Consider the following 22,800-nt stretch of genomic DNA (forward strand, 5'->3'; position numbering starts at 1 on the left):
CATCCTTAGCAGTTAGCAAATTCGCGGTAACTGTTCTCCGCTTAACCAATCCATCATTCGTAGCCCTCCTAATCTTGTACGCAATTGTACAAAATGCCTGGGATCTTCTACGACTTCTCCAATGATTGCTGCTTCTTTACCTAAGGAGTGGCTTCGCATGGTTGCGATTAACTTATCAGCCTCTTCTGCAGCACAGATAGCTAAGAGTTTGCCTTCATTAGCCACATATAACGCATCTAAACCGAGCAGTTCGCAAGCACTTGCCACTTCCGTACGGATAGGAATTTGGTCCTCATCGATAACAAAGCCAACCCCAGATTGTTCCGCCCATTCATTTAAGGTCGATGCCACGCCGCCTCGCGTAGGATCGCGAAGACAATGAAGCGAAGGTACCGCATCAAGCATGTGGCTAACCAACCCATTTAAAGCGGCTGTATCCGATTTGATGGTTGTTAAAAACTCCAAATTATTACGCTTGGATAGAACAGCAATGCCATGATCACCGACATAACCGCTGAGAATAACCTTGTCACCAGGCCTGGCCTGATCGCCGGAAATACAAACACCCTGAGGCACTACGCCTAATCCCGTGGTACTAATAAATACCCCGTCACCTTTACCACGTTCCACCACTTTGGTATCTCCGGCAATAATTGCTACATTAGCAGCAAGGGCAGCCTCTGCCATTGAGGTCACAATTTTTTTTAAGTCTGCAAGGGCAAAGCCTTCTTCTAAAATAAAACTTGCTGACAAATACAGTGGTTTCGCCCCTGCCATGGCAATATCGTTTATCGTTCCATGCACCGATAAGGAACCAATATTTCCCCCCGGGAAAAATAAAGGGGAAATAACATGAGCGTCGGTGCTCATTACCATTCGTCCAGACTCCACAGAAAAACAGGCTTGATCATTTTTTTGTGCGAGCCAGGGATTATCAAAGGCAGGCAAAAAAATCTCGTTAATTAATTGCACCATTGCTCGTCCACCACTGCCATGGCTCAAATCAATAATACCGTTTTTAATATTTAATTTGGGTCCTGCCACTTTTCTTTGGCTGATAGTTTCCATCTTTAACGCCCCCTTCCGTAGGCATAAACCGCAGCGCAGGCTCCTTCAGAGGAAACCATACAAGAACCCAAAGGATTTTGGGGTGTACACACCTTGGCAAATAATTTGCAATCACTCGGTTTTTTTATACCGCGTAAAATAGCCCCGCAATCACATTGTTTATGTTCAACACCAGGAAGATCGGGCAAAACAAACCGCTTTTCAGCATCAAACCGCTCGCAAGTGGTTTTAATTTGCAAGGCACTTTCCGGGATATTACCCAACCCGCGCCACTCAAAATTGGAACGCAATTCAAACACGTCTCTTGTGATAGCTTGTGACTTTAAATTTCCTTCTCGCGTCACTGCACGGGTGTATTGAATTTCAACATCACTTTGCCCTTTGTTAATTTGCTCAATGACCATTAAAATGGAATGCAAAACATCAAGTGGTTCAAATCCTGAAATAACAATAGGCTTTTTATAGGTTTTGCTTATTGGCTCATAGGCCTGGCTCCCTGTCACAATGCTTACATGAGCGGGTCCTATAAATCCATCCAGATTATGAATACCCTCTTCATCGCCCGATGATTGCAAAAGGCAATTCATAGCGGCAGGCGTTAATACATGATTACAAAAGACTGAAAAATTAGACAAATTTAATCTTGCAGCCTCTTTAATCGCATGCGCTGTGGGCGGCGTTGTTGTTTCAAAACCAATAGCAAAAAAAACAACGTCTCGTTCTGGATTAAGTGTCGCCAACCGCAATGCATCATCCACTGAATAAACCATCCTGACATCAGCTCCCTTTGCTTTTACCTGCAATAGGCTTTGCTGATTAGAACCTGGGACACGCAACATATCCCCATAACTACAAAAAATAACGTTAGATGAAGTAGCCAGGGCAATGGCCTTATCAATGCGGTTTATAGGTAAAACGCACACGGGGCATCCAGGGCCGTGAATCATTTCTACATTATTGGGTAAAAGACTTGGGAGACCATAACGGTGTATGGTATGAGTATGCCCACCACAAAACTCCATCAAGCGATACTGTCGCTCAGGCAATGCTTTATTACCAATTTCTTTGGCTATTATTTTCGCAAGCCTGGCATTACGAAAATCATTAATGTATTTCATTGGGCTTCCTGCATTTCAGCAAATAACATCAGTGTTTTTTTGGCTTCTTCTTCATCCAGCCTTGTCAGGGCATATCCCACATGAAGAATAACGTAATCCCCCTCACTCACTTGTTCTACCAGGGCGAGCGAAATTTCTTTTTCAATGCCGCCTATATTCACTAGTGCTCTCTGAGAGTCCAGCAATCGAACGACCTGAGCAGGAAGAGCTAAACACATATTAATTCCGCCTCTTTGTAATTTCCAGCAAGCCATGCCTGCCCCAATGAAATGCCACCATCATTGACAGGCACTTGTTCTGGTAAATAGACTTTCAGTCCACTACGTTCTAATTGTTTTATCAACCCGTCTGCAAGCACCTGGTTTAAAAAACAGCCACCACTTAATAAGACCTGCCTGATCGCTGTCTTTTTTACCTGAATCATAATCCAATCCACCAAGCCCGCAATTAAAGTCCCATGAAAAACATTGGCACCACGCCTGGGATCCTTATCAAGTAAGTGCCTAAATGTTGGTAAAAAATTGAATTGATTGTTGGCGAGAGTCCACCCCCCCTCAAAAACTTCAGGATTAGTGACTAAGCTTTCAAGCTGCATAGGGGCTTGCCCTTCATATTGGGAAATCGTGTTGATGCCTAACAAAGCACTGGCGGCATCAAAAAGACGACCACAACTACTGGTAGTCGGCAAAGAATGGCTGTTTTTTAGCAAATGAACCAACTCGGAAACATGAGGCTTGTCGAAAAATCGCCGCAGTATCTCACCCTCTTTTTGCAAACAATGTAAAATGGCAGCAGCCATCCGCCAAGGCTGGTGAATCGCTCGCTCTCCACTGGGTTGCGGTAGAGGATAAAAATGCCCTAATCTTTGAATTTGCGTATTTTCCAGAAGAAATAACTCCCCTCCCCAAGCCTTACCATCCCATCCATAGCCGTACCCGTCTAACACAAGGCCCAACGCAGGCTCCAAAATATGATACTCCGCGGCAACTGCTGCCAAATGAGCCTGATGATGCTGTACAGAAATTACTGGCAGATTATAGTGCCTGGCAAGGCTGGTTGTATAAAAATCAGGATGCAAATCACAGGCAATACGTTCCACTTTAACATCAAGAAATCGCATCCAATGAGAGAGTGACTCATGAAAAAAATCAATCGTTTCTTTATTCGTTAAACTTCCTATATGTTGAGAAATAAACGCTTCATTCCCCCGTGTTATACAAAACGTATTCTTAAGATGCCCCCCTAAAGCCAGGGTTGAAGGTATGGAAAAAGGCAATTGAACACTGATAGGAGAAAATCCTCGAGCACGCCGTATAAAACGCGGCTGGTTATTGATAAAACGCATGACTGAATCATCAACACGAGTAATCACCTGGCGATTATAAGCGATCACTAAATCAGCAATCGCTATTAACTCATTATGCGCCTTTTCATCCGCGATCATTAAAGGATTCCCTGCCCTATTGGCACTTGTTGCAATCAATACCGAGGAATGAAGCTCATCCAGCCATTTCAAGCCCTCCGGATAACCTGCCAGAGCGTGGAATAACAAATAATGCAAGGGGGAAGAAGGCAACATCACACCCAGACCAGATAAACCTGGGGCAATAATTTCCGGAAGAATGTCCTGCTTCTTTTTTAATAATACGATAGGGCGCGCCTGGCTGCTGAGAATCTCTTTCTCTTTATCGCTGACCGTTACAAATGTCTCAGCACTCATGCAATTTAGCACCATTAACGCCAATGGTTTTGCTTCACGGTATTTTTTTTGGCGTAATCGTTGAACCGTCTCATTATTTCTTGCATCACAAACTAATTGATAGCCTCCCACTCCCTTGAGAGCAATAATTTTTCCTTCCAATAGCGCTTGGGCAATGACTTGAATGGAAACGGAAAGCTCTGGACCACAGTCTTTACAAGCCGTAGGTTGAGCATGATAGCGGCGATTCTCAGGCGAACTATAATCACGCTCGCAAGACGGGCATAAAGTAAATTCGCCCATTGATGTCTGGCACCGATCATAAGGTAATTCTTTAGTAATCGAAAAGCGTGGACCGCATTGTGTGCAATTCAGAAAGGGATAGTAATAATAGCGGCTATCCGGATTAAAAAGCTCTCCCAGACAATCAGGACAAGGACTCATATCAGGCGATATAATACCGTGTGAAGCCCCGGTTTTTTGACTTTCAATGATAAGAAAATCGTTTTCATTAGCGATTAAAGCAAGATTGCTTGTTTCAATATCGTGAATCCTGGCTAATGTTGGTAACGACGTTAAAAGGTGGGAAAGAAAAGAAGAAACAAACCATCCCTGCACTTCAATCAGGACACCTATTGTATTATTTTGCACCCATCCTGTTAGATTTAAGTGCTGAGCAACCCGGTATACATGGGGACGAAAACCGACCCCCTGAACCTGGCCTTTAATTAAAATCCGTAATCTTTCTATCTCAGCCATTCCCTTGGATCGCTTCTAGCCACTCATACCATTGACCTAAACCCTCTCCCGTTGTTGCAGAAACAGGCAACACATTAACCGTTGGATTAATTTTTTTTACATCTGCAATACACCGATTGATATCAAAATCAACATAAGGCAATAAATCCGTTTTCGTTAGTAACAATAAGTCTGCCTTACGGAACATTTCCGGGTATTTTAAAGGCTTATTATCTCCTTCTGTTACAGAAAGAATGACTACTTTATAGGCCTCACCCAAATCAAATAATGCAGGACAAACTAAATTGCCTACATTTTCAATAAAAAGAAGGGAGTGTTTTTTTAACGAGAGGTTTTCAACCGCATGACCAACCATATGAGCATCTAAATGACAGACTTTGCCTGTATTAATTTGAATCGCTTCTCCGCCGCTTGCCTGAATTTTTTCAGCATCATAATTTGTTTGTTGATCACCGACGATCACCGCAATATCCAGGCGATGCTTTAAGTCAGCAATCGCTTGGGCAAGTAAGGTTGTTTTCCCTGAGCCGGGACTTGACATCAAATTAATAGCAGTAATTTTATTGTTTAAAAAAGTACGACGATTGATTTCGACGAACTCCTGGTTTTTTGCCAGTATTTCTTGCTCAATTGAAACAAGCTCCCCTGCATCATGGTGGTGGGTATGTAAGAAATTGGCATCGTCATGATGCTCATGATGGTCTCTTTCTGAACCTGAACAACCGCAAAGTCCACACATTATTCGACCTCCATCGATTTAACACGCAGCTCCTCACCCTGAATTATTCTTAACGAATATTGCCCACAAATATTACAGCCATCATAATAATTTTTAAGCATAACAGTTTCCTGACAAAAGTCACAGATTGCTTGTCCTTTGATCTCAATTATCTCCAGACTCGCATTTTCTGCGATGCCCCCTCTTGCCACCACACTAAAACTAAACCGTAAAGATTCATGATCAACGCCGCTTAATTCTCCAACCTCCAGATAAATTTTCTTTACTGATTGGCAAGCGATTTGGGATGCACGCTCCTTAACGATTTCAAGAATAGAGCGAGAGAGTGTTAGTTCATGCATATTAAATTAATCATTAGGTATAGACATGACAGCTTAGATCTTAAAAAATAACTTGTCTCTAAAAAGGATCAAAACCATTGATACAATAACCAATTCCACGCTGCTAATCATCGTCTTTGTATTTGGGTTAGGTTTGCGCCATGGCCTGGATTTGGACCATATAGCAACCATTGACTCCATCACCAGAACGCTTAGAGCAAATAATCAACTGTCAAAGCGTGTGGGGTTTTTATTTTCGTTGGGACACGGGTTAGTGGTCATTATTCTCAGTGTGATTATCAGCAACGGCATTATCCGAGCACAATTCCCAACATGGCTAGAGCCGTTAGGAAGCTATATATCCATCTTTTTCTTATTAGTCTTTGGATTAATTACGCTTCATAATTGTTTAGTCCACAAAACAAAATCACACCCGCCAATCAGTATCGGCGGTTTTTTCGCCCTCACCCTGAAACGATATAATGCGTTCTGGATTATATTAACTGGCGCTCTTTTTGCTTTTTCCTTTGATACCTTTAGCCAAGTCGCCTTATTTTCTATTTCAATGTCTTCTTCCAGTAATTGGTATTTTGCAGCCCTCCTTGGCCTGTTTTTTATGTTGGGGATGATGGCAACCGATGGGCTAAATGGCTTTATGGTATCTCTACTCATTCAACGAGCCGATAAATTTTCGTTTTTGATTTCACGGCTTTTGGGTTTTTTTATTGCCAGCTTCAGCCTCATCTTGGGTTTGTTAAGTCTCTATACGGAATTAAATAAGCTCAGCTAAAATAGAAAGGCTGCCATTTTCATAAAATGGCTTAGGGTTGTTTGAATAGGAAGGATCCCATCATGCAGTCATGGCACGCATTAAGCGTAGCGGAAGTAAAAAGAATTTTAGCTGAACAACCCAGGAACTATGGCACAAACGAACTAAAGGATTTCGAAACGGTACCATGGTACTCTATGCTGGCAAGACAATTCGCTAATCTCTTAATTGGTGTCTTGCTTTTCGCAATGGCGCTCTCTTTTTTTCTTGGTGATCTCTGGGATGCCTTAGCTATTCTTGCTATTGTTATTTTTAATGGGCTTCTCGGCTTTTTTCAGGAATGGCAAGCAGAAACAACGATACAAAAACTCAAATCGTTACTATCCCCTTTGTGTTACATTCTCCGCAATGGTGAAAAAGAACTCATTGATGTCAAAAAACTCCTTCCAGGCGATTGCGTCCTTTTACAGGAAGGCAATATTGTTCCCGCAGACATTCGGGTTACTCATGCCGTTGATTTATTAGTCAATGAAGCTGAGCTAACTGGCGAATCGGCATCTGTTGCCAAGGGAATAGAATCCTTGCCGGAAAAAACAATACTGACTGATAGACGCAATATAGCCTTTATGGGAACCCATATTGTCAGTGGGCATGGTGAAGGTCTGGTTGTTGAGATTGGCATGAATACCGAATTCGGGCGTATTGCGCAACTAACCGGAACAATTAAAGAAACGAAAACAAAACTCCAACATCAACTGGAAACACTGGGAAAACAATTTGGACTTCTGGCACTTCTTATTTCTTCTCTGGTAATCATTGCCGGCGTACTTGGTGGCAAAAATATTATAACGATGCTGATGACAGGCATATCATTAGCGGTTTCAGCGATTCCCGAAGGTCTTCCCGCTGTTGTCACCATCGCCCTGGCATTAGGCGCAAAAAGAATGGCTCATAAAAGAGTATTGTTACGCCGCCTTCAAGCCGCAGAAACATTAGGTGCCGTCTCGGTTATCTGCACGGATAAAACAGGAACACTGACCCGCAATGAAATGACGGTTCAAAAAATTTGGACAGCCGATGGCGTCTTTTCAGTGACCGGAACCGGTTATGAACCACATGGCAATTTCCAGAAAGAAGGGGTTGTTATTGAGCCTAAATCCTATCCCGAACTTATCGCCTTATTAACAACAGGCCAAAAATGCAACCATGCTTCCATTAAAAAAATTGACCTGCAATGGCAAGCTATCGGCTCTCCTGATGAAGCAGCCTTGATTGTTGCCGCCATCAAGGCTGGATTAGAAATTTCTCATAATCCTGTTATTAGAGAATTTGCTTTTGATTCAACTCGAAAACGCATGTCTACTGTTGAAGAAACGGAAGCCTATCACATCGTTCATGTGAAAGGTGCTCCAGAGGCTATCTTGGATCGTTCTACCCATTTTTTGATTGGCAAGGAAGAAAAAGAGCTCACTAAAGACTATCGAGAGCACCTTGAAAATGCTTATATTGCTTTTGCGAAACAAGGCTTAAGAACACTGGCTATCGCTAGAAAAATAATACCCAAAGAACCCCAAATTACTCTACAGGATGCGGAAACCAATCTCACATTCTTAGGTGTCATTGGTTTGTTTGATCCGCCTCGCTCAGAAGCCCCCCTTGCCCTGCTCCAGGCAAAGCAAGCAGGGATTAGAGTCATTATGATTACAGGCGACTCTCCTATTACAGCCCAAGCCATAGCAACCCAGCTCGGCTTGGATATTGAAAAAATTGTAACCAGTAAGGAGATTAGCGAATTAACTGATCTCGCTTTATGTCAATTATTAGAGCAAAAAATCTTATTCGCCCGAACGGTTCCACAAGATAAATTTCGCATTGTTAAATTGCTCCAATCCCTGGGCAATCTCACCGCCATGACAGGGGATGGCGTCAATGATGCCCCGTCCCTCAAGCAAGCGGATATTGGTATCGCCATGGGAATAAGAGGAACAGATGTAGCCAGAAGTGCCGCTGATATGGTTTTGTCAGATGATAACTTTGCTTCAATTATCGCCGCCATCGAAGAGGGAAGAAGGCAGTATGCGAATATCCGCAAGTTTATTCTTTATTTAGCCGCCTCAAATACAGGTGAATTATTAGCCATCCTGATTAATATAGTGATTGGCGGCCCCTTGATTCTTATGCCCATTCAGATTCTGTGGATTAATCTTGTGACTGATAGTGCTACCGCAATCTCGCTTAGCTTGGAGCAGGCGGAAACGACGATTATGAAACAGCCGCCTCGCCAGATTAATCAACCCATTTTTGATAAAAAGGCCCTGTTTTTATTAGGGTTGTTTGGCTCTTACCTCAGTTTAACGGCTTCTTTCCTCTATCATTTCTATTTGAATGAATCCTATGAAGCAGCTAACACGATGTCTTTTACAGCCATTGTTGTCATGGCAAATATTCTTACCTTAAATTTTCGCAGCTTTCAAAAACCCATGTCGGAAATTGGCTGGTTTTCTAATAAATGGTTACTCACAGCGATTATATCAATGATAGCACTCCAGATTGCGGTGGTTTATTTGCCGGTATTACAACCTATTTTTCATACAGTTCCCTTATCGCGACTGAATTGGGGAGTCATTGTTCTTTGCGCACTCCCTCTCTTTCTTATTCCAGAAGTTTATAAACGGACTCGGGAATTGTAATTATAATTACTTATATTTTAAAAATTTGGGATTAGGAGTGAATTATTAAAACGCATCGTTCTACTACTCAATCCATTTTTAAATGGCAACCCTGCATTGCCTTTCTTTCCTTATTCGCAATCTGCCTGTATTTTTTTATGCGTGCCCTGGACTTCTCTTCGGCAGAAATACCTTTGTTATTCATTATTCTCCTTGGTGGTATCCCTGTATTCATTCAGATTCTATTTAAGTTATTCCAAGGTAATTTAGGCGCTGATTCCCTCGCCGCAATTGCCTTGGTAACGAGTGTTATTTTACATGAATATTTGGCTGCAACGTTTATCATTCTTATGCTTGCCAGTGGCCAAACGTTAGAAACCTATGCCAGACGCAAAGCAGCATCGGCACTACTCGCATTAGTTGAACGCATGCCTTCCATTGCACATCGACAAACCAATAGCCACCTTGAGGACATCCCCCTGGCCTCCATCCACATTGACGATAAAATCGTTATATTTCCTCACGAAACCTGCCCTGTTGATGGCATAGTCACCAATGGACAAGGTACTATGGACGAATCCTATTTAACTGGAGAACCTTATTTAATATCCAAAACACCAGGTACTTATGTTTTATCGGGTGCCATTAATGGCGATTGCGCTCTCACCGTACAAACCACCCAATTGCCATCTGACTCACGCTATGCGGCAATTGTCAAAGTATTGGAAGAGGCAGAACAAAAACGCCCTGCAATTAGACGATTAGGCGATCAAGTAGGTGCTATTTTCGCTCCCTTCGCCCTGTTATTTGCATTCATTGCCTGGTACGTAAGTGGCGATGCTTTACGGTTTCTTTCTGTGCTGGTTATTGCGACGCCCTGTCCCTTATTAATCGCACTCCCCATCGTGTTAGTCAGTGCTATTTCAAAAGCGGCTAAACAAGCGATCATCATCAAAGATCCCGTTATTTTAGAACAATTACCCCTCTGCAAAACGGCTATTTTTGATAAAACAGGTACCCTAACCTACGGCAAACCCTCGCTAACCGACATTATTATTGCTGGTAATTATAAAAAAGAGGACCTATTACAATATGCCGCTAGCCTGGAACAGTACTCCAAACACCCCCTCTCAAACGCTATTCTCAATGCAGCCAATGAGCAAGCCATCATTCTTCTTAACGCAACCGATGTCTCAGAGAAACCAGGGCAAGGGTTAACGGGAAAGATCAATGGGCATACCATCACTATTACGAGTAGAAAAAAACTTCTGGAGTCTGGTGCCTCCAGTGATAACCTTCCACCCGTTTTATCGGGCTTAGAATGTATAATACTGGTTGATGATCGGTATGCGGCCTCACTTCATTTTCGTGACGCTCCCCGTCTCGATAGCAAACCCTTCATCAGTCATTTAGGCCCAGCCCATCAATTTAAAAAAATAATGCTCGTTTCCGGCGATCGCCAATCGGAAGTAGACTACCTGGCTAAATGGCTGAATCTGACTGAAATCTATGCATCCCAAAGCCCTGAGCAGAAACTTGCTATTGTGCGACAAGAAAGAAAGAATGCACCGACGGTTTTTATGGGGGACGGCATTAACGATGCTCCTGCTCTCACCGCCGCCACGGTTGGCGTGGCCTTTGGACAACATAGTGCTATTACTTCCGAAGCAGCGGGGGCTATTATCATGGAGAATACATTAAGCAAAGTCGACGAGCTGATTCATTTAAGTTTAAATACGCGACGGATTGCCGCACAAAGCGCTATTGGTGGCATGGTGCTGAGCATTATAGGAATGGTATTCGCAGCAGCAGGTTTTATTACTCCAGTCGTAGGTGCTGTGCTACAAGAACTAATTGATATTATTGCCATCCTCAATGCGTTAAGATTAGCGACAGGCAAACAAATTACAATTGATCTGCCAAACTATACGATAAATTAAGAGGTTTAATATACTTTATCGGCACGCAACTATTGAGATTAATTTTTTAAACGATTTTAATGCAAGGAATTAATGATGCCTGAATATAATATTCGACTTTTATGGGAACGCGGAGCGGAAGATTTTAACTATCAAACCTATAGTCGCAAACATACCGTATTTTTTTATGGCGGACCAAAACTCGAAGTCAATTCGTCGCCCCATTTTATGCGTAATCCCCAATTTCATTGCCCGGAAGAGTTACTGACCGCCTCTCTGTCAAGTTGTTTTCTCCTTACTTTTTTATCTCTTTGTGCCAAAGAAGGCTATACTGTCGATAGCTATTCTGATCGAGCTACTTGCACTATTGATGAAATTAATCATACCGTTTCACATATTGTTCTCTCTCCCATCGTGTCTTTCAAAAAAGAAAAGACACCGGACAAAAAAGCAATGGAGAAACTTTTTGAGACAACACACAGTCTTTGCTTTATTGCCAATTCACTTAAATCAAGCATTACGATAAAAGCCAAATTTGCAGATGAAGAATAGACCTCTTCGGAAACTTGCTACGGAGGAGAAGTCTAATAGATAACATCAAGTAGCTCTATTCCTTAGGATCCAATCATGGAAAAGGACTTAAAAAAAATATTAGTACTCCAACCTTCTCAAGCGTTACAAGACTTGCAAAGCTCTTTACGAGGGTTAACGTCCGTTGAGGCTAAAAAACGTGTTAAAAAGTATGGAGCAAATAAAATTGCTACCCAACATCGCTCGCATATTTTAGAAGCCCTTTCCCATTCAACGAATCCCTTAGTCATTATATTAATCATTGCTGCATTGATCTCATTTTTCACGGGTAGTCCAATTAACGCCGCTATCATTCTTATCGTCGTGAGTATTAGTATTGGCCTCGACTTTTTTCAAACTCATCGTTCCCTGATAGCAGCAGAAAAATTACAACAGCACGTCGCAGTAAAAACTACGGTATTGCGAAATGGCAGTGAATGTCATTTACCTTGTGATGAATTAGTTCCGGGTGACGTTATCTGTTTAGCCGCCGGTGATATCGTTCCCGCCGATTGTTTATTACTTGACTCCAAAGATTTACACGTACAACAAGCAGCTCTTACGGGAGAATCATTACCTGTAGAAAAGGAGTCAACAGCGATTTCGACTATGCCTCAAAATCCTGTTGAAGCAACCAATGGAATATTTGCAGGTTCTTCTATAGTCAGCGGCAATGCTATTGCATTGGTACTAACGACAGGAAAACAAACACTGTTCGGGCAAATTGCGCAAATATTATCTGCAACACCCCCTCAAACCGAATTCGAAAAAGGCATTTTACGCTTCGGTTTTTTTATCATGAAAACCGTGATTTTCCTTATTCTTTTTGTCTTCTTAATCAATATTTACTTACATCGCCCGGCACTTGAAGCACTGTTATTTTCGATTGCTTTAGCAGTTGGGCTTACACCTGAATTTTTACCTATGATTACAACAGTCACTTTAACAGCAGGCGCTTTAAATATGGCAAAGCAACAAGTGATTGTTAAAAATCTGGCTGCCATCCAGAATTTTGGCAGTATTGATATTCTATGTTCTGATAAGACAGGCACATTAACACAGGGAGAAATGACGCTAGAGAAATATGTGGATATTTTTGGAAACAAATCAGAATACGTCTTATTGCTAGCCTACCTAAGCAGCTTGTTTAGTACAACAATAAAAAATCCTTTGGACAATGCGCTACTTAATAAATCAGGGATCAACCCTTTAGATGCGGCTATTTTACATCATGAACATCCCGCTCAAAAAGGTTATGAAAAAATTGATGAAATTCCCTTTGATTTTGAAAGAAGACGTTCAAGTATTGTCGTTGATAAAAAGGGGATGCACCTAGTCATTACGAAAGGCGCGCCTGAAAGCATCCTTAAAATTTGCAGTAAATACAGGCTCGATGGAGAAGAGAAATCACTCAGTGAGAAAACAATAAAACAGTCTTTGCATTTTTTTCAAACTTTAAGCCGGGAAGGATATCGGGTTATAGCCATTGGCTATAGACCTGCAAAGAAAGAAAGCTATGGGGTAAGGGATGAAAAGGACTTGATTTTAGCTGGTTTTTTAGCTTTCCTGGATCCTCCTTGGGAAGATGCCAGAGAGACTATTGCCGAACTCAGGCAAGCAGGTGTAAAGATAAAAATATTGACAGGCGATAATGAGCTGGTTACCCAGCATATTTGCAATGAGGTTGGCCTTTTAACTAAAAAAATGCTGACTGGTGAGCAAATAGAAGAAATGTCTGATCTTGCCTTAGCAAAAACTGCAGAAGAAATTGAAATTTTTGCACGGGTATCTCCCCATCAAAAACAACGCATTATTCAAGTGCTTCGTGCAAAAGGACATGTTGTAGGATACCTGGGAGACGGCATCAACGATGCTCCTTCACTTCATAGTGCAGATGTAGGTATTTCTGTTTCTGGCGCCGTTGATGTTGCTCGGGAAACAGCCAATATCATCTTATTAGAGCATAATTTAAAAGTGCTGTTGAAGGGCATTATGGAGGGAAGAAAATCCTTTGGGAATATTATGAAATATTTGATGATGGGAACAAGTTCTAATTTTGGCAACATGCTAAGTATGGCATTCGCCTCCCCATTCCTGCCTTATTTACCAATGAAACCCACGCAAATCCTTCTTAATAACCTCCTTTATGATATTTCACAAATCTCTATTCCCACTGATAACGTTGACCCTAGCTTTATCAACAAACCCAAACACTGGGATATCGCCATTATACGCCGATTTATGCTTTATATTGGACCTGTTAGCTCTCTTTTTGATTTTATTACTTTTTGGATAATGCTAAGTTATTTTAATGCCTCAGAATCGTTATTCCAGACAGGTTGGTTTGTAGAATCGTTAGCGACTCAAACACTCGTAATTTTTGTCATTCGTACGATTAAATCACCGTTTAAAAGTAAACCAAGTCTTGCCTTAACACTTACCGTGTTAATGGTCGTAACCGTTAGCATCCTCTTACCATTTAGCCCTTTGGCATCTGCATTAGGATTTGTTCCACTTCCGATCTCTTTCTTTTTCTTTCTAACACTGGCCACAATCGGTTATTTGTATTTGGTCGAAGTGATTAAGAATAAATTAATGGGGCGATGGCAGCAAACCGGTCGATCCTGACATTTAACCTTTCTAAATGCTGCCTTCAATCTCTCTTGAGAGAGCCCTAATAGGCTTTAGTAATCAATCAAAACAATACCTTTCTAGCCAATAAAAGGGCGGGATCTTCCTTTGCAGGTTTTATTGAAAAACCTAAACTGTTTGCTAAAGCGAGCATAGGCTGATTGGCTGACATGATGATACCTTCCATGTTCTTTAAATTCTTGGTTCTAGCAACAGACATTAAACTTGTCATCAAGTGACTTCCGATGCCTTTATTTTGCCATTTATCTGCTGTCACCAAAGCAAATTCACAGTAGTTAAGATCAGGATAAACATAATAATAAGCAATTCCGATAATAGACTCTCGCCCTTTATTTTGAATAACCGCCACCATAGCCATTTCCCGATCATAATCAATTTGTGCTGTTCTCTTAAGCATTTCAGGCGTTAACTCTCGCAACGCCCCTATGAAACGAAAATATTTCGCTTCTGAAGAAAGATGGCGAATAAAATTTTGTTCTAATTTGGCATCCTCAGGCCTGATAGGTCTAATTAAAACCGCTGTCCCATCAGCTAATTGCCAATGTGAAATTAAATGAGACGGATAGGGATGAATAGCAAGATGGCTATAGGGGATGAAGGATGTTTCAAAATTAATAACAATACGCGCATCTACCGCGACAACTTCCTTATCATTAACAATTAACGGATTAATGTCCATTTCTTCAATTTGCGGTAACTCACAAACCATTTCAGAAACACGTAATAACAACGCTTCAATAGCAGTAATATTCACAGCGGGTTTATTGCGAAATTCTCCCAGCAGTTTTGCAATCCGTGTACGAGCAATCAAATTTTTAATTAGATAGTTGTTTAAAGGTGGCAAAGCAATCGCTCGGTCTTGCATAATTTCGATCAAACTGCCTCCTGCTCCAAAATTAATCGTTGGTCCAAATACAGGATCTTTTATAACACCGACCATTAATTCACGATCATTAGAGGTTTTATACATTGGTTCTACAGTTACCCCGATTATTCTGGCGACGGGCATCCTTTTTTGGGCACGTTCAATTAACTGATAAAAAAAAGTTCTTACAGCCTCTGCATTAGTGATATTAAGTTGAACCCCAGAGACATCCTGCTTATGGGTAATATCTGGTGAATAGATTTTCATAACAACAGGAAATCCCAGAGATTCTGCAGCAACTAATGCTTCGGTGGCAGTATGAGCGAGTATGGTTTGAGTGATCGGTATTCCAAAAGCGCGCAAGATTGCCTTTGATTCAGTCGTTGTAAGTATTTTTCGATGTTCGGCAACAGCACTTTCTATGATAAGTTGTGCACCACTGATATCAGGTGGGCTCTGGTAAGAGAGAGGTTCAGGCACCTGTAGTAATAATTGTTGATTATGATAATAGTTCGCCAAATAGGAAAATGCATCTACAGCCATTTCAGGGGTATTAAAAGAAGGAATTTTATGCTTTGCAAAAAAATTATTTGCTTCTTCAACCTGGGTCTTACCCATCCAGCACGTTAAAATAGGTTTCTCGCTTTGGCGAATGATTTCACTGACTTGTTCTGCTACTCTAAGCGGCTCTGACATCGCTACGGGAATAAGAATTATTAATAACCCATCACAATTTTCATCTTTTAGACAAGCCTTAATAACCTGCTGATAGCGCTCCGGGGTAGCATCCCCTAAAATATCAATCGGATTTCGGTGAGACCAATGGCCAGGAAGGATAGTATCAAGATAGGAAATCGTCTCATCCGTTAATTCGGATAAAGGAATATTCAGATCGGCGGCTCGATCAGCTGCCATTACCCCAGCACCGCCACCGTTAGTAATAATGGTTAATTGATTACCCTTGGCACGGCAAGAATTTGAAAAAACCTCTGCTGCTGAAAATAGTTCTTTGATGCTGTTTACTCGCACTACCCCTGCTCGGCGTAAAGCAGCATCAAAGACATCATCTGCACCAATCATTGCGCCTGTATGAGAAATTGCAGCACGTGCCCCCTGAGAATGTCGACCCGCTTTGATAGCAATGATTGGCTTTAGCCGTGAAGCGGCACGAAGCCCACTCATAAACTTACGAGCATTCTTAATTCCCTCAATATAGAGCAAAATACAATCTGTCTTCGGATCAAGGGCTAAATAATCTAATAACTCACCAAAACCAATATCTGCACAATTTCCCAGTGAAACCACAGTAGAAAATCCAACCTGCTCTTCAAAAGCCCAGTCTAAAATGGCTGCGCACAGAGCCCCAGATTGAGAAATGAACGCTAAGTTTCCAGATAAAACAGGACTATTTTCAAAAGTTGCATTTAAACCAATTGAAGGGCGCCTGACTCCCAAACAGTTAGGGCCAACAAAACGAATTTTAAATTGTTTTGCTAAATCAATTACAGTTTGTTCTAGCTCTTTGCCCGCTCCATTTGCTTCACCAAACCCCGCCGAGAGAATAATCGCATGGCGTACATTTTTTTCGCCACACTCAATCATTATTTGAGGCACTACAGCAGCAGGGGTTACAATGACCGCAAGATCAATAGGATGATTAATTTCTTTTATGGAAGGAAAACAGGGATTACCTCGAACTGTCTTATATTTGGGATTTACGGGAAAAATTGGCCCTGAAAAATCAGCCTGTAAATTGTCAAAGACTTTAGCGCCAACTGATGATGGCTTATCACTTGCTCCTATCACTGCAATGGAGCATGGGTTAAACATCCTATATAAAAAATGCTCTTCCATAAGATTCCTTATACCCAAAACCTGAAGTCAACGCCCTATGCAAACATCATAGCGCAATTCACAACCTCAGTAATTAGCGCAGTAATATTTAGTTAGGGCTTCAATGAAGCCCCCCATTTAATCAATTTTTAAGCACAAAAACACTCGATTCCTATTGGGTAAATGCTACTTTGTCCAGGTAGTTAGGGATATCACAATGCCAGCCTAATTCGTCTGTAATATGCTGTTTTAACGCGATAGACGCCTGTGGTTCTCCATGTGTTAAAAATACTTTTTTAGGTGGGCTTTTAAAATGCCTTAACCACGTTAAAATTTCCTTATAGTCAGCATGGGCGGATGCATTATTCAGGACTGCTATTTGTGCATTGATTGGGATCATCTGCCCATGGACTTTGATTGTTTGTGCATGATGCAGTAGTTTCTCCCCCCGAGTTCCTGCGGCTTGAAAACCAGTCATTAAGATTGTATTTCGATGATCAGGTGCAATGGCTTTTAAATGATGGAGTACTCGCCCGCCGGTCATCATACCACTCGCTGAAATAATAATTTTAGGCATGGGGTGATGGTTCAAAGCGATCGATTCTTCTACTGTTCTCACATAAGTTGCAATACGACAAACATTAAGACATTCCTCACGTGTGAACTGATGCTCATCCCTGTTATTAAGCAAGATCTCGGTTGCATCAATTGCCATAGGACTGTCAAGAAAAATCGGCAAATCAGGAATCTGTTTTTTCTTTTTAAGCTGGTATAAATAATACAATATATTTTGGGCACGCCCTACCGCAAAGGCGGGAATAAGAATTGAGCCTCCCCGTTTTATGGTTTTGTTTACAATAGCTGCGATGTCATCTTCTGGATTAGTTTTATCATGCAAACGATCACCATAAGTCGACTCAAGAATTAAATAATTAGCGTCCCGGATTATTTCTGCAGGTTTCATAATAGGGTCATGCAGACGCCCCATATCACCGCTGAATAACACCTTGATAGCTTGATTTTCCACCTGAATGAACGAAGAGCCAAGAATATGGCCAGCACGATGCCAACTAAAACCACAATCGCTTAACAAAGGATATAATTTATTGTAATCGACTACTTCAAATTGTTTTAACGACTCGAGTGCATCTTCTTGCGTGTATAAGGGTAATGCAGGGTGGTGTTTACTGTAACCATATTTATTCGCGCGTTTGGCATCCTCTTCTTGTAAATACCCGCTATCAGGCAACAAAATAGCGCATAACTCCTTGGTCGCTTTTGTTGCATAGATAGGCCCTGTGAATCCGTTTTTTACCAGTAGAGGTAAATAACCACTGTGGTCGATATGGGCATGCGTAATAACTACAGCATCTAAAGAAGAAGGTTGAAAAGGTAAGGGGTTCCAATTTCTTAACCGAAGATCTTTTAATCCTTGAAACAAACCACAATCAACAAGTATTTTTTTGTTCTCTACCTCAAGTAAATACTTTGAGCCAGTCACGGTCCCTGTAGCACCTAGGAAAGTAAGCTGCATTTTCCAACCCTTTGTTTTTGAATTATTAAATTATAGTGTATACATAGAGTGCTTTATTGAATTTTCAGATATGTTTATAGTAAATACCACTATTTAGTGGCGATGACCTTAGCATTTATATTTAGCTATTAACAGCTATTTTTAAGCAATGGGATTGTGTAATTTATAATCCGTCAAAGAATCGTCCATCAATCTAACTAAGGAAACCCATTGTTGGCTAATCACTTGACCAGGCTCAAATTAGTGAGGTTAGGAATTGACTCCCTGCAAGAATTTATTGTTTTCCTGCATGTGGATTGCTTTATTTGTAAATCAGAAGGATTTGATGCCTTAACTCAAGTTGTGGTTTCCTTTAACAATACCTCCCTGGTAGCAATGGTGCATATTGTCCAATCCGATATATTAAAAAGCTGTGAGGCCAGTTTATCAGAAAGTGCCTGGCAACGGTTAGGCGTCAAGGAAGGCGATGATATCGACTTATCACATCTCACACCTGTTACCTCATTAAGTTTTGTCCGTTCTAAAATATATGGCAATGAACTGTCTGCCTTTGAACTTGAGGCTATCGTTAATGATGTTGTTTCCGGGAAATATTCGAATATTCATTTAGCCAGCTTCATCACATCCTGCGCCCGCAATAATTTAAGTATTAAAGAGATCATTGATTTAACGCAGGCAATGGTGAAAACAGGGGAACAATTGCAGTGGGATTCTCCTATCATTGTTGATAAACATAGTGTTGGCGGAATTCCTGGTAACAGGACAACACCTATCGTGGTGGCAATTGTAGCCTCAGCAGGACTCATCATCCCCAAGTCCTCTTCACGTGCAATTACCTCCCCGGCTGGTACCGCCGATACGGTTGAAACCATGACCTCTGTGAATTTAACAGCAAAGAAAATAAAAGAGGTAGTGGCTCTGGAAGGCGGGTGTATGGTATGGGGCGGTTCCCTGGGTTTAAGTCCTGCGGACGATATTATTATCAAAGTTGAACGCATGCTAGATCTTGATCCAGAAGGACAGATGATTGCTTCGGTGCTTTCAAAAAAAGCAGCTATTGGAGCCACACACGTTCTTATTGATATACCTGTTGGCCCCACAGCCAAAATCCGTTCGGAAGCCTCATTTTTACAACTTAAAGACTATTTTTCCATTGTAGGTAAAGCAATGGGGCTTCATATTTTTGCAGTAAAGACAGATGGAAACCAGCCTCTTGGCCTAGGAATTGGTCCTGCACTGGAGGCCAAAGATATTCTGGCTATTTTAGAAAATAAAGCAGAGGCGCCAACTGATTTGAAAAACAAAGCAATTTCCCTGGCTGCAACTATCTTGGCATTCGGAAAAGGAATACCTTATAGTCAAGGGGAAGAATTAGCAAAACAGCTCTTAGAAAACGGATCTGCGTTAAAAAAATTTTTAGCGATTTGTAACGCCCAGGGAGGATTTAAAGAACCCCCAACAGCCTCCCTCACACAGGATATTGTTGCCGTACATGCCGGAGTGGTATCAGAAATTGATAATAGAAACCTCGCCAAAGTAGCAAAATTAGCCGGAGCGCCTTTTGATCCAGCGGCCGGAATTGAGTTTTTTGCAAAAATAGGAACCTGCGTAGAACCAGGTCAACTATTGTATCGGATCCATGCCGAATCAAGAGGAGCCTTGAACTATTCACTTTCTTACGCTCAATCAATTCCCGCTATTGTTAAAATAAAATAAGAACGATTGACAATCCGATGGCAAACCGTATTATTTTTATTAAATATAAAAGTAAAAAAAACATATCATTCTAGCTATTAGGAAAAAACTGCCCTTAACAGGAAAAAATAATTATCCAGGAGTAATTATGGCAAGCTCAGAATCAATTCACGATAAAATTTCAATCGATATAATGGATGCCATCTATAAACGACACGCTGTCCGTAATTATCTCCCCAAAAAAGTTGACTCCAGCATTATTCACAAATTGCTGGATGCGGCTGTACATGCCCCTACCGCGCTTCATGAAGAACCAAGAGCATTTGCAGTGATTCAGAATAAGGAACTATTGGATCGTTTGTCAGAGAGCGCAAAAGCTTTATTGGCTACTGAAGCGAAGAATAGCAAGTCACAACAAACAAAACATATTCTTGATGTGGCAACACAAAAAGAGTTCAGCCTATTTTATAATGCAAGTACATTAATCGTTATATACGGGACTTTTGAAGGACCCTTTATTGCAGCAGACTGCTGGTTAGCTGCCGAAAATTTAATGCTTTCAGCGCTCGCATTTGGCCTTGCGTCATGCGTCATTGGCTTTGCCGTTTCGGCCTTAAATTTGCCTGAATGGAAAGCCGAATTAGGAATTCCAGAAGGGATGACAGCGATAGCTCCAATGATTATAGGTTGGCCAGCAGAAAATACGTTGCCCTCCACTCATAAACCAACAACAATTCTCGCGTGGAAATAATTCAGAGATATTCCCGAGCGGTAATCTCTATTCTTTAAATCGCAAGAACTATCAAATTATTCCCGTTCGGGAATAGTTGCGAGAAGATAGTTCACAGATTAGCGTTAGTGAATGAATTGATACCAAACAATTTGGTCTTCATAATTTTTTTGAACTGACTACAGATCAGGCTCGCTGGTATGGAGGGCCTGATCTGACTTAGCACTTACATACTGTGTTGATTTTCTCGCCTGTTTTGCTCTGGCTCTCCAAGTTCTTTTAGGTTAAACCAATGGTTCAGAACATCTGCAGCATTTGCAGCGCCTGGAATTGTAGAGGGAAGCGCAGTGATTGTCTTAAATAAAGCATCGAATCCTCTATAAGTATTTAATGCTACAACGACTGTTTTGACAGTCTCAGGAACTTGTTTACACATTAACGTTACGGCAGTCACTGCGTGGATAGAAATATCTATAGCATATTCAGAAAGATCGGCTTCGGGGTCATTCCACAATGAATATAAAACCGCTAAACCTGTAAGGCCATTATAAATAATACAGAAGTTCTTCAGCGTGATAGATGACTGTAAGTCCTTAAAAAATCCCAACATTATTTCCTCCTTAATAAACCAATTTCCCCAATAAATTATCATTGTTTTTAATAAATTACAGCAACGATCAGGTCAACAGCCCTTTATGGTTGTTGCAGACAATCCTCAATACCACAGCCGTTAAAAATTACCCGTAGCAGATTGGCCGTGAACCGGATCTGAAAATTGTTGCGGAAGGCGTTGAAAGCCAAGGAGCAGCTTCGGTGTTTACAAGCCCATCAATGCGATCTTGGACAAAGTTAAACAAATTTCTATCAGAGAGCAAACAGCTTGGATCGAGGCCAAGAAATGTAGTTGACATAAAAACAAGAGATCGCAATTACCAACTGGATTGCCATTCAGGCAATCCAGTCGATAAACTCATTTTCCTTGTTTCACTCAGAGACGTAGGAAGGAGAAAACTGAGAACTTGGCTCGTAAGGCGCTGTAGGATACAGAGGTGTAGGAGAATACACAGGTGGCTGATAAAATGCTCCATAGGTAGGTGGCATATACAGTGGCTGTTGAGCAAACACGACAGCAAGCGTCGATTCCTGAGCGGATTTCGATTTCTGAGCGAGTTCTGGAACGACAATTCCAGCAAAAGCGTTGATCTCCCTTAGTTGACTACCAATGGAAAACCTGGCGTTTTGGTTCATTTCGGTCACTCCTACTGCGGTAGTGATCTGGCCTATTATCAGGAAACCTGCAGCTAGAATAAAGCCAGCAAAGCATCCAGCACTAGCCGCCATACATAAACTCGTTACTGCAATGAGAGCACCAAATAGGGTCATAAAAGCACCACCCATAGTATTAAAGGCGCCTCTAATTGCATTTGATATTGGGTACTGCTCAAGCGTTTCTGTTAAATAAGTGACTTTGGCAGCAAACAGACCCAGCGTCTGCTCGTTAGGCGTTTTTAAAGCCGCTGTCGCTTTCACGACCAGGTCATCCCAGAAACCAGGTTCAAACAATCCACCATAATTTGCGCCAACAATAGCCCTTAATTCCTCAACACTCTGGATGAAACTTTGGCCATGAACAGCAATTTGGGCTTTTTTGCGTCTTTCTGCAATACTAAGCTGCTGGGACTGCCAAGTCGCGGCTTTTTTTTGTGCTTGAAGCTCGGATTGGAATGCAGTACGGGTCTGGGTCCATACCATATGATTTCTCCTCAATATAAGGGAACTAAAAATAAATGAAAAGAATTCTAGCATAACCCCCTTTCTATCGGTAGCATTTAATGCTCCGTTTTGAATACGCTTGGTTACC

At 41.5% G+C, this 22,800-nt stretch carries 17 protein-coding genes; 7 read left to right on the plus strand and 10 right to left on the minus strand.

Annotated elements, in window-relative coordinates:
- Positions 1-12 precede the first annotated feature (12 nt).
- From hypE to hypA, 6 genes are read right to left on the minus strand one after another with little or no spacing between them, the layout of a single operon-like run.
- Positions 13-1,068 (minus strand): hydrogenase expression/formation protein HypE, encoded by a 1,056-nt coding sequence (hypE, locus tag DYC89_RS12490; RefSeq protein WP_115222082.1) that lies wholly within the window; start codon positions 1,066-1,068, stop codon positions 13-15.
- A gap of 2 nt (positions 1,069-1,070) precedes the next feature.
- The gene (hypD, locus tag DYC89_RS12495; RefSeq protein WP_115222083.1) at positions 1,071-2,186 is read right to left on the minus strand and encodes a hydrogenase formation protein HypD; all 1,116 of its coding nucleotides are present in this window, start codon (positions 2,184-2,186) and stop codon (positions 1,071-1,073) included.
- Positions 2,183-2,404 (minus strand): HypC/HybG/HupF family hydrogenase formation chaperone, encoded by a 222-nt coding sequence (locus DYC89_RS12500; protein WP_115222084.1) that lies wholly within the window; start codon positions 2,402-2,404, stop codon positions 2,183-2,185. The genes hypD and DYC89_RS12500 overlap by 4 nt, the downstream gene beginning before the upstream one ends.
- Positions 2,395-4,644 (minus strand): carbamoyltransferase HypF, encoded by a 2,250-nt coding sequence (hypF, locus tag DYC89_RS12505; protein ID WP_115222085.1) that lies wholly within the window; start codon positions 4,642-4,644, stop codon positions 2,395-2,397. Before hypF ends, DYC89_RS12500 begins: the two co-directional genes overlap by 10 nt.
- Positions 4,637-5,383 (minus strand): hydrogenase nickel incorporation protein HypB, encoded by a 747-nt coding sequence (hypB, locus tag DYC89_RS12510; protein ID WP_115222086.1) that lies wholly within the window; start codon positions 5,381-5,383, stop codon positions 4,637-4,639. The genes hypF and hypB overlap by 8 nt, the downstream gene beginning before the upstream one ends.
- On the minus strand, positions 5,383-5,724 hold the full coding sequence (gene hypA, locus DYC89_RS12515) for a hydrogenase maturation nickel metallochaperone HypA (RefSeq protein WP_115222087.1): 342 nt from the start codon (positions 5,722-5,724) through the stop codon (positions 5,383-5,385). Before hypA ends, hypB begins: the two co-directional genes overlap by 1 nt.
- Before the next feature lie 52 nt (positions 5,725-5,776).
- On the opposite strand from hypA, the gene DYC89_RS12520 reads away from it, so the two are divergent.
- The 5 genes from DYC89_RS12520 (at position 5,777) to mgtA (ending at position 14,258) form a co-directional block, all read left to right on the plus strand.
- Positions 5,777-6,493 (plus strand): DNA repair protein, encoded by a 717-nt coding sequence (locus tag DYC89_RS12520; RefSeq protein WP_245953998.1) that lies wholly within the window; start codon positions 5,777-5,779, stop codon positions 6,491-6,493.
- A 62-nt stretch (positions 6,494-6,555) separates the two neighbouring features.
- Positions 6,556-9,162 carry a cation-translocating P-type ATPase gene (locus DYC89_RS12525; RefSeq protein ID WP_115222088.1) on the plus strand — a complete coding sequence of 869 codons (2,607 nt, stop codon included), beginning with the start codon at positions 6,556-6,558 and terminating at the stop codon, positions 9,160-9,162.
- Between the two features lie 137 nt (positions 9,163-9,299).
- The gene (locus tag DYC89_RS12530; RefSeq protein ID WP_115222089.1) at positions 9,300-11,081 is read left to right on the plus strand and encodes a heavy metal translocating P-type ATPase; all 1,782 of its coding nucleotides are present in this window, start codon (positions 9,300-9,302) and stop codon (positions 11,079-11,081) included.
- A 75-nt stretch (positions 11,082-11,156) separates the two neighbouring features.
- Positions 11,157-11,612, plus strand: a complete 456-nt coding sequence (locus DYC89_RS12535) for an OsmC family protein (RefSeq protein ID WP_181879399.1) — start codon at positions 11,157-11,159, stop codon at positions 11,610-11,612.
- Between the two features lie 75 nt (positions 11,613-11,687).
- Positions 11,688-14,258, plus strand: a complete 2,571-nt coding sequence (gene mgtA, locus DYC89_RS12540; protein WP_115222091.1) for a magnesium-translocating P-type ATPase — start codon at positions 11,688-11,690, stop codon at positions 14,256-14,258.
- A gap of 67 nt (positions 14,259-14,325) precedes the next feature.
- Here mgtA and DYC89_RS12545 read toward each other — a convergent pair whose 3' ends face one another.
- Entirely contained in the window at positions 14,326-17,001 is a 2,676-nt protein-coding gene (locus DYC89_RS12545) for a bifunctional acetate--CoA ligase family protein/GNAT family N-acetyltransferase (protein ID WP_115222092.1), read from the minus strand.
- Between the two features lie 151 nt (positions 17,002-17,152).
- Positions 17,153-18,514, minus strand: a complete 1,362-nt coding sequence (locus DYC89_RS12550) for an MBL fold metallo-hydrolase RNA specificity domain-containing protein (RefSeq protein WP_115222093.1) — start codon at positions 18,512-18,514, stop codon at positions 17,153-17,155.
- Positions 18,515-18,727: 213 nt separating this feature from the next.
- Between DYC89_RS12550 and DYC89_RS12555 the strand changes: the two genes are divergently transcribed.
- Both DYC89_RS12555 and DYC89_RS12560 read left to right on the plus strand, forming a co-directional pair.
- Positions 18,728-20,230: a thymidine phosphorylase family protein gene (locus tag DYC89_RS12555; protein WP_115222757.1), complete on the plus strand. Its 1,503-nt coding sequence runs from the start codon at positions 18,728-18,730 to the stop codon at positions 20,228-20,230.
- 127 nt (positions 20,231-20,357) lie between these two features.
- Positions 20,358-20,960 (plus strand): nitroreductase family protein, encoded by a 603-nt coding sequence (locus DYC89_RS12560; protein WP_115222094.1) that lies wholly within the window; start codon positions 20,358-20,360, stop codon positions 20,958-20,960.
- 205 nt (positions 20,961-21,165) lie between these two features.
- Here the strand turns inward: DYC89_RS12560 and DYC89_RS12565 are convergent, their stop codons facing one another.
- Positions 21,166-21,549, minus strand: coding sequence for a hypothetical protein (locus DYC89_RS12565; RefSeq protein ID WP_115222095.1), 384 nt, complete (start codon positions 21,547-21,549; stop codon positions 21,166-21,168).
- Between the two features lie 374 nt (positions 21,550-21,923).
- A complete protein-coding gene (locus tag DYC89_RS12570) occupies positions 21,924-22,691 on the minus strand; it encodes a hypothetical protein (protein ID WP_115222096.1) in 768 nt (255 codons plus the stop codon).
- Positions 22,692-22,800 lie beyond the last annotated feature (109 nt).

The sequence above is a fragment of the Legionella donaldsonii genome, from assembly GCF_900452385.1.
GTDB classification, from domain to species: domain Bacteria; phylum Pseudomonadota; class Gammaproteobacteria; order Legionellales; family Legionellaceae; genus Tatlockia; species Tatlockia donaldsonii.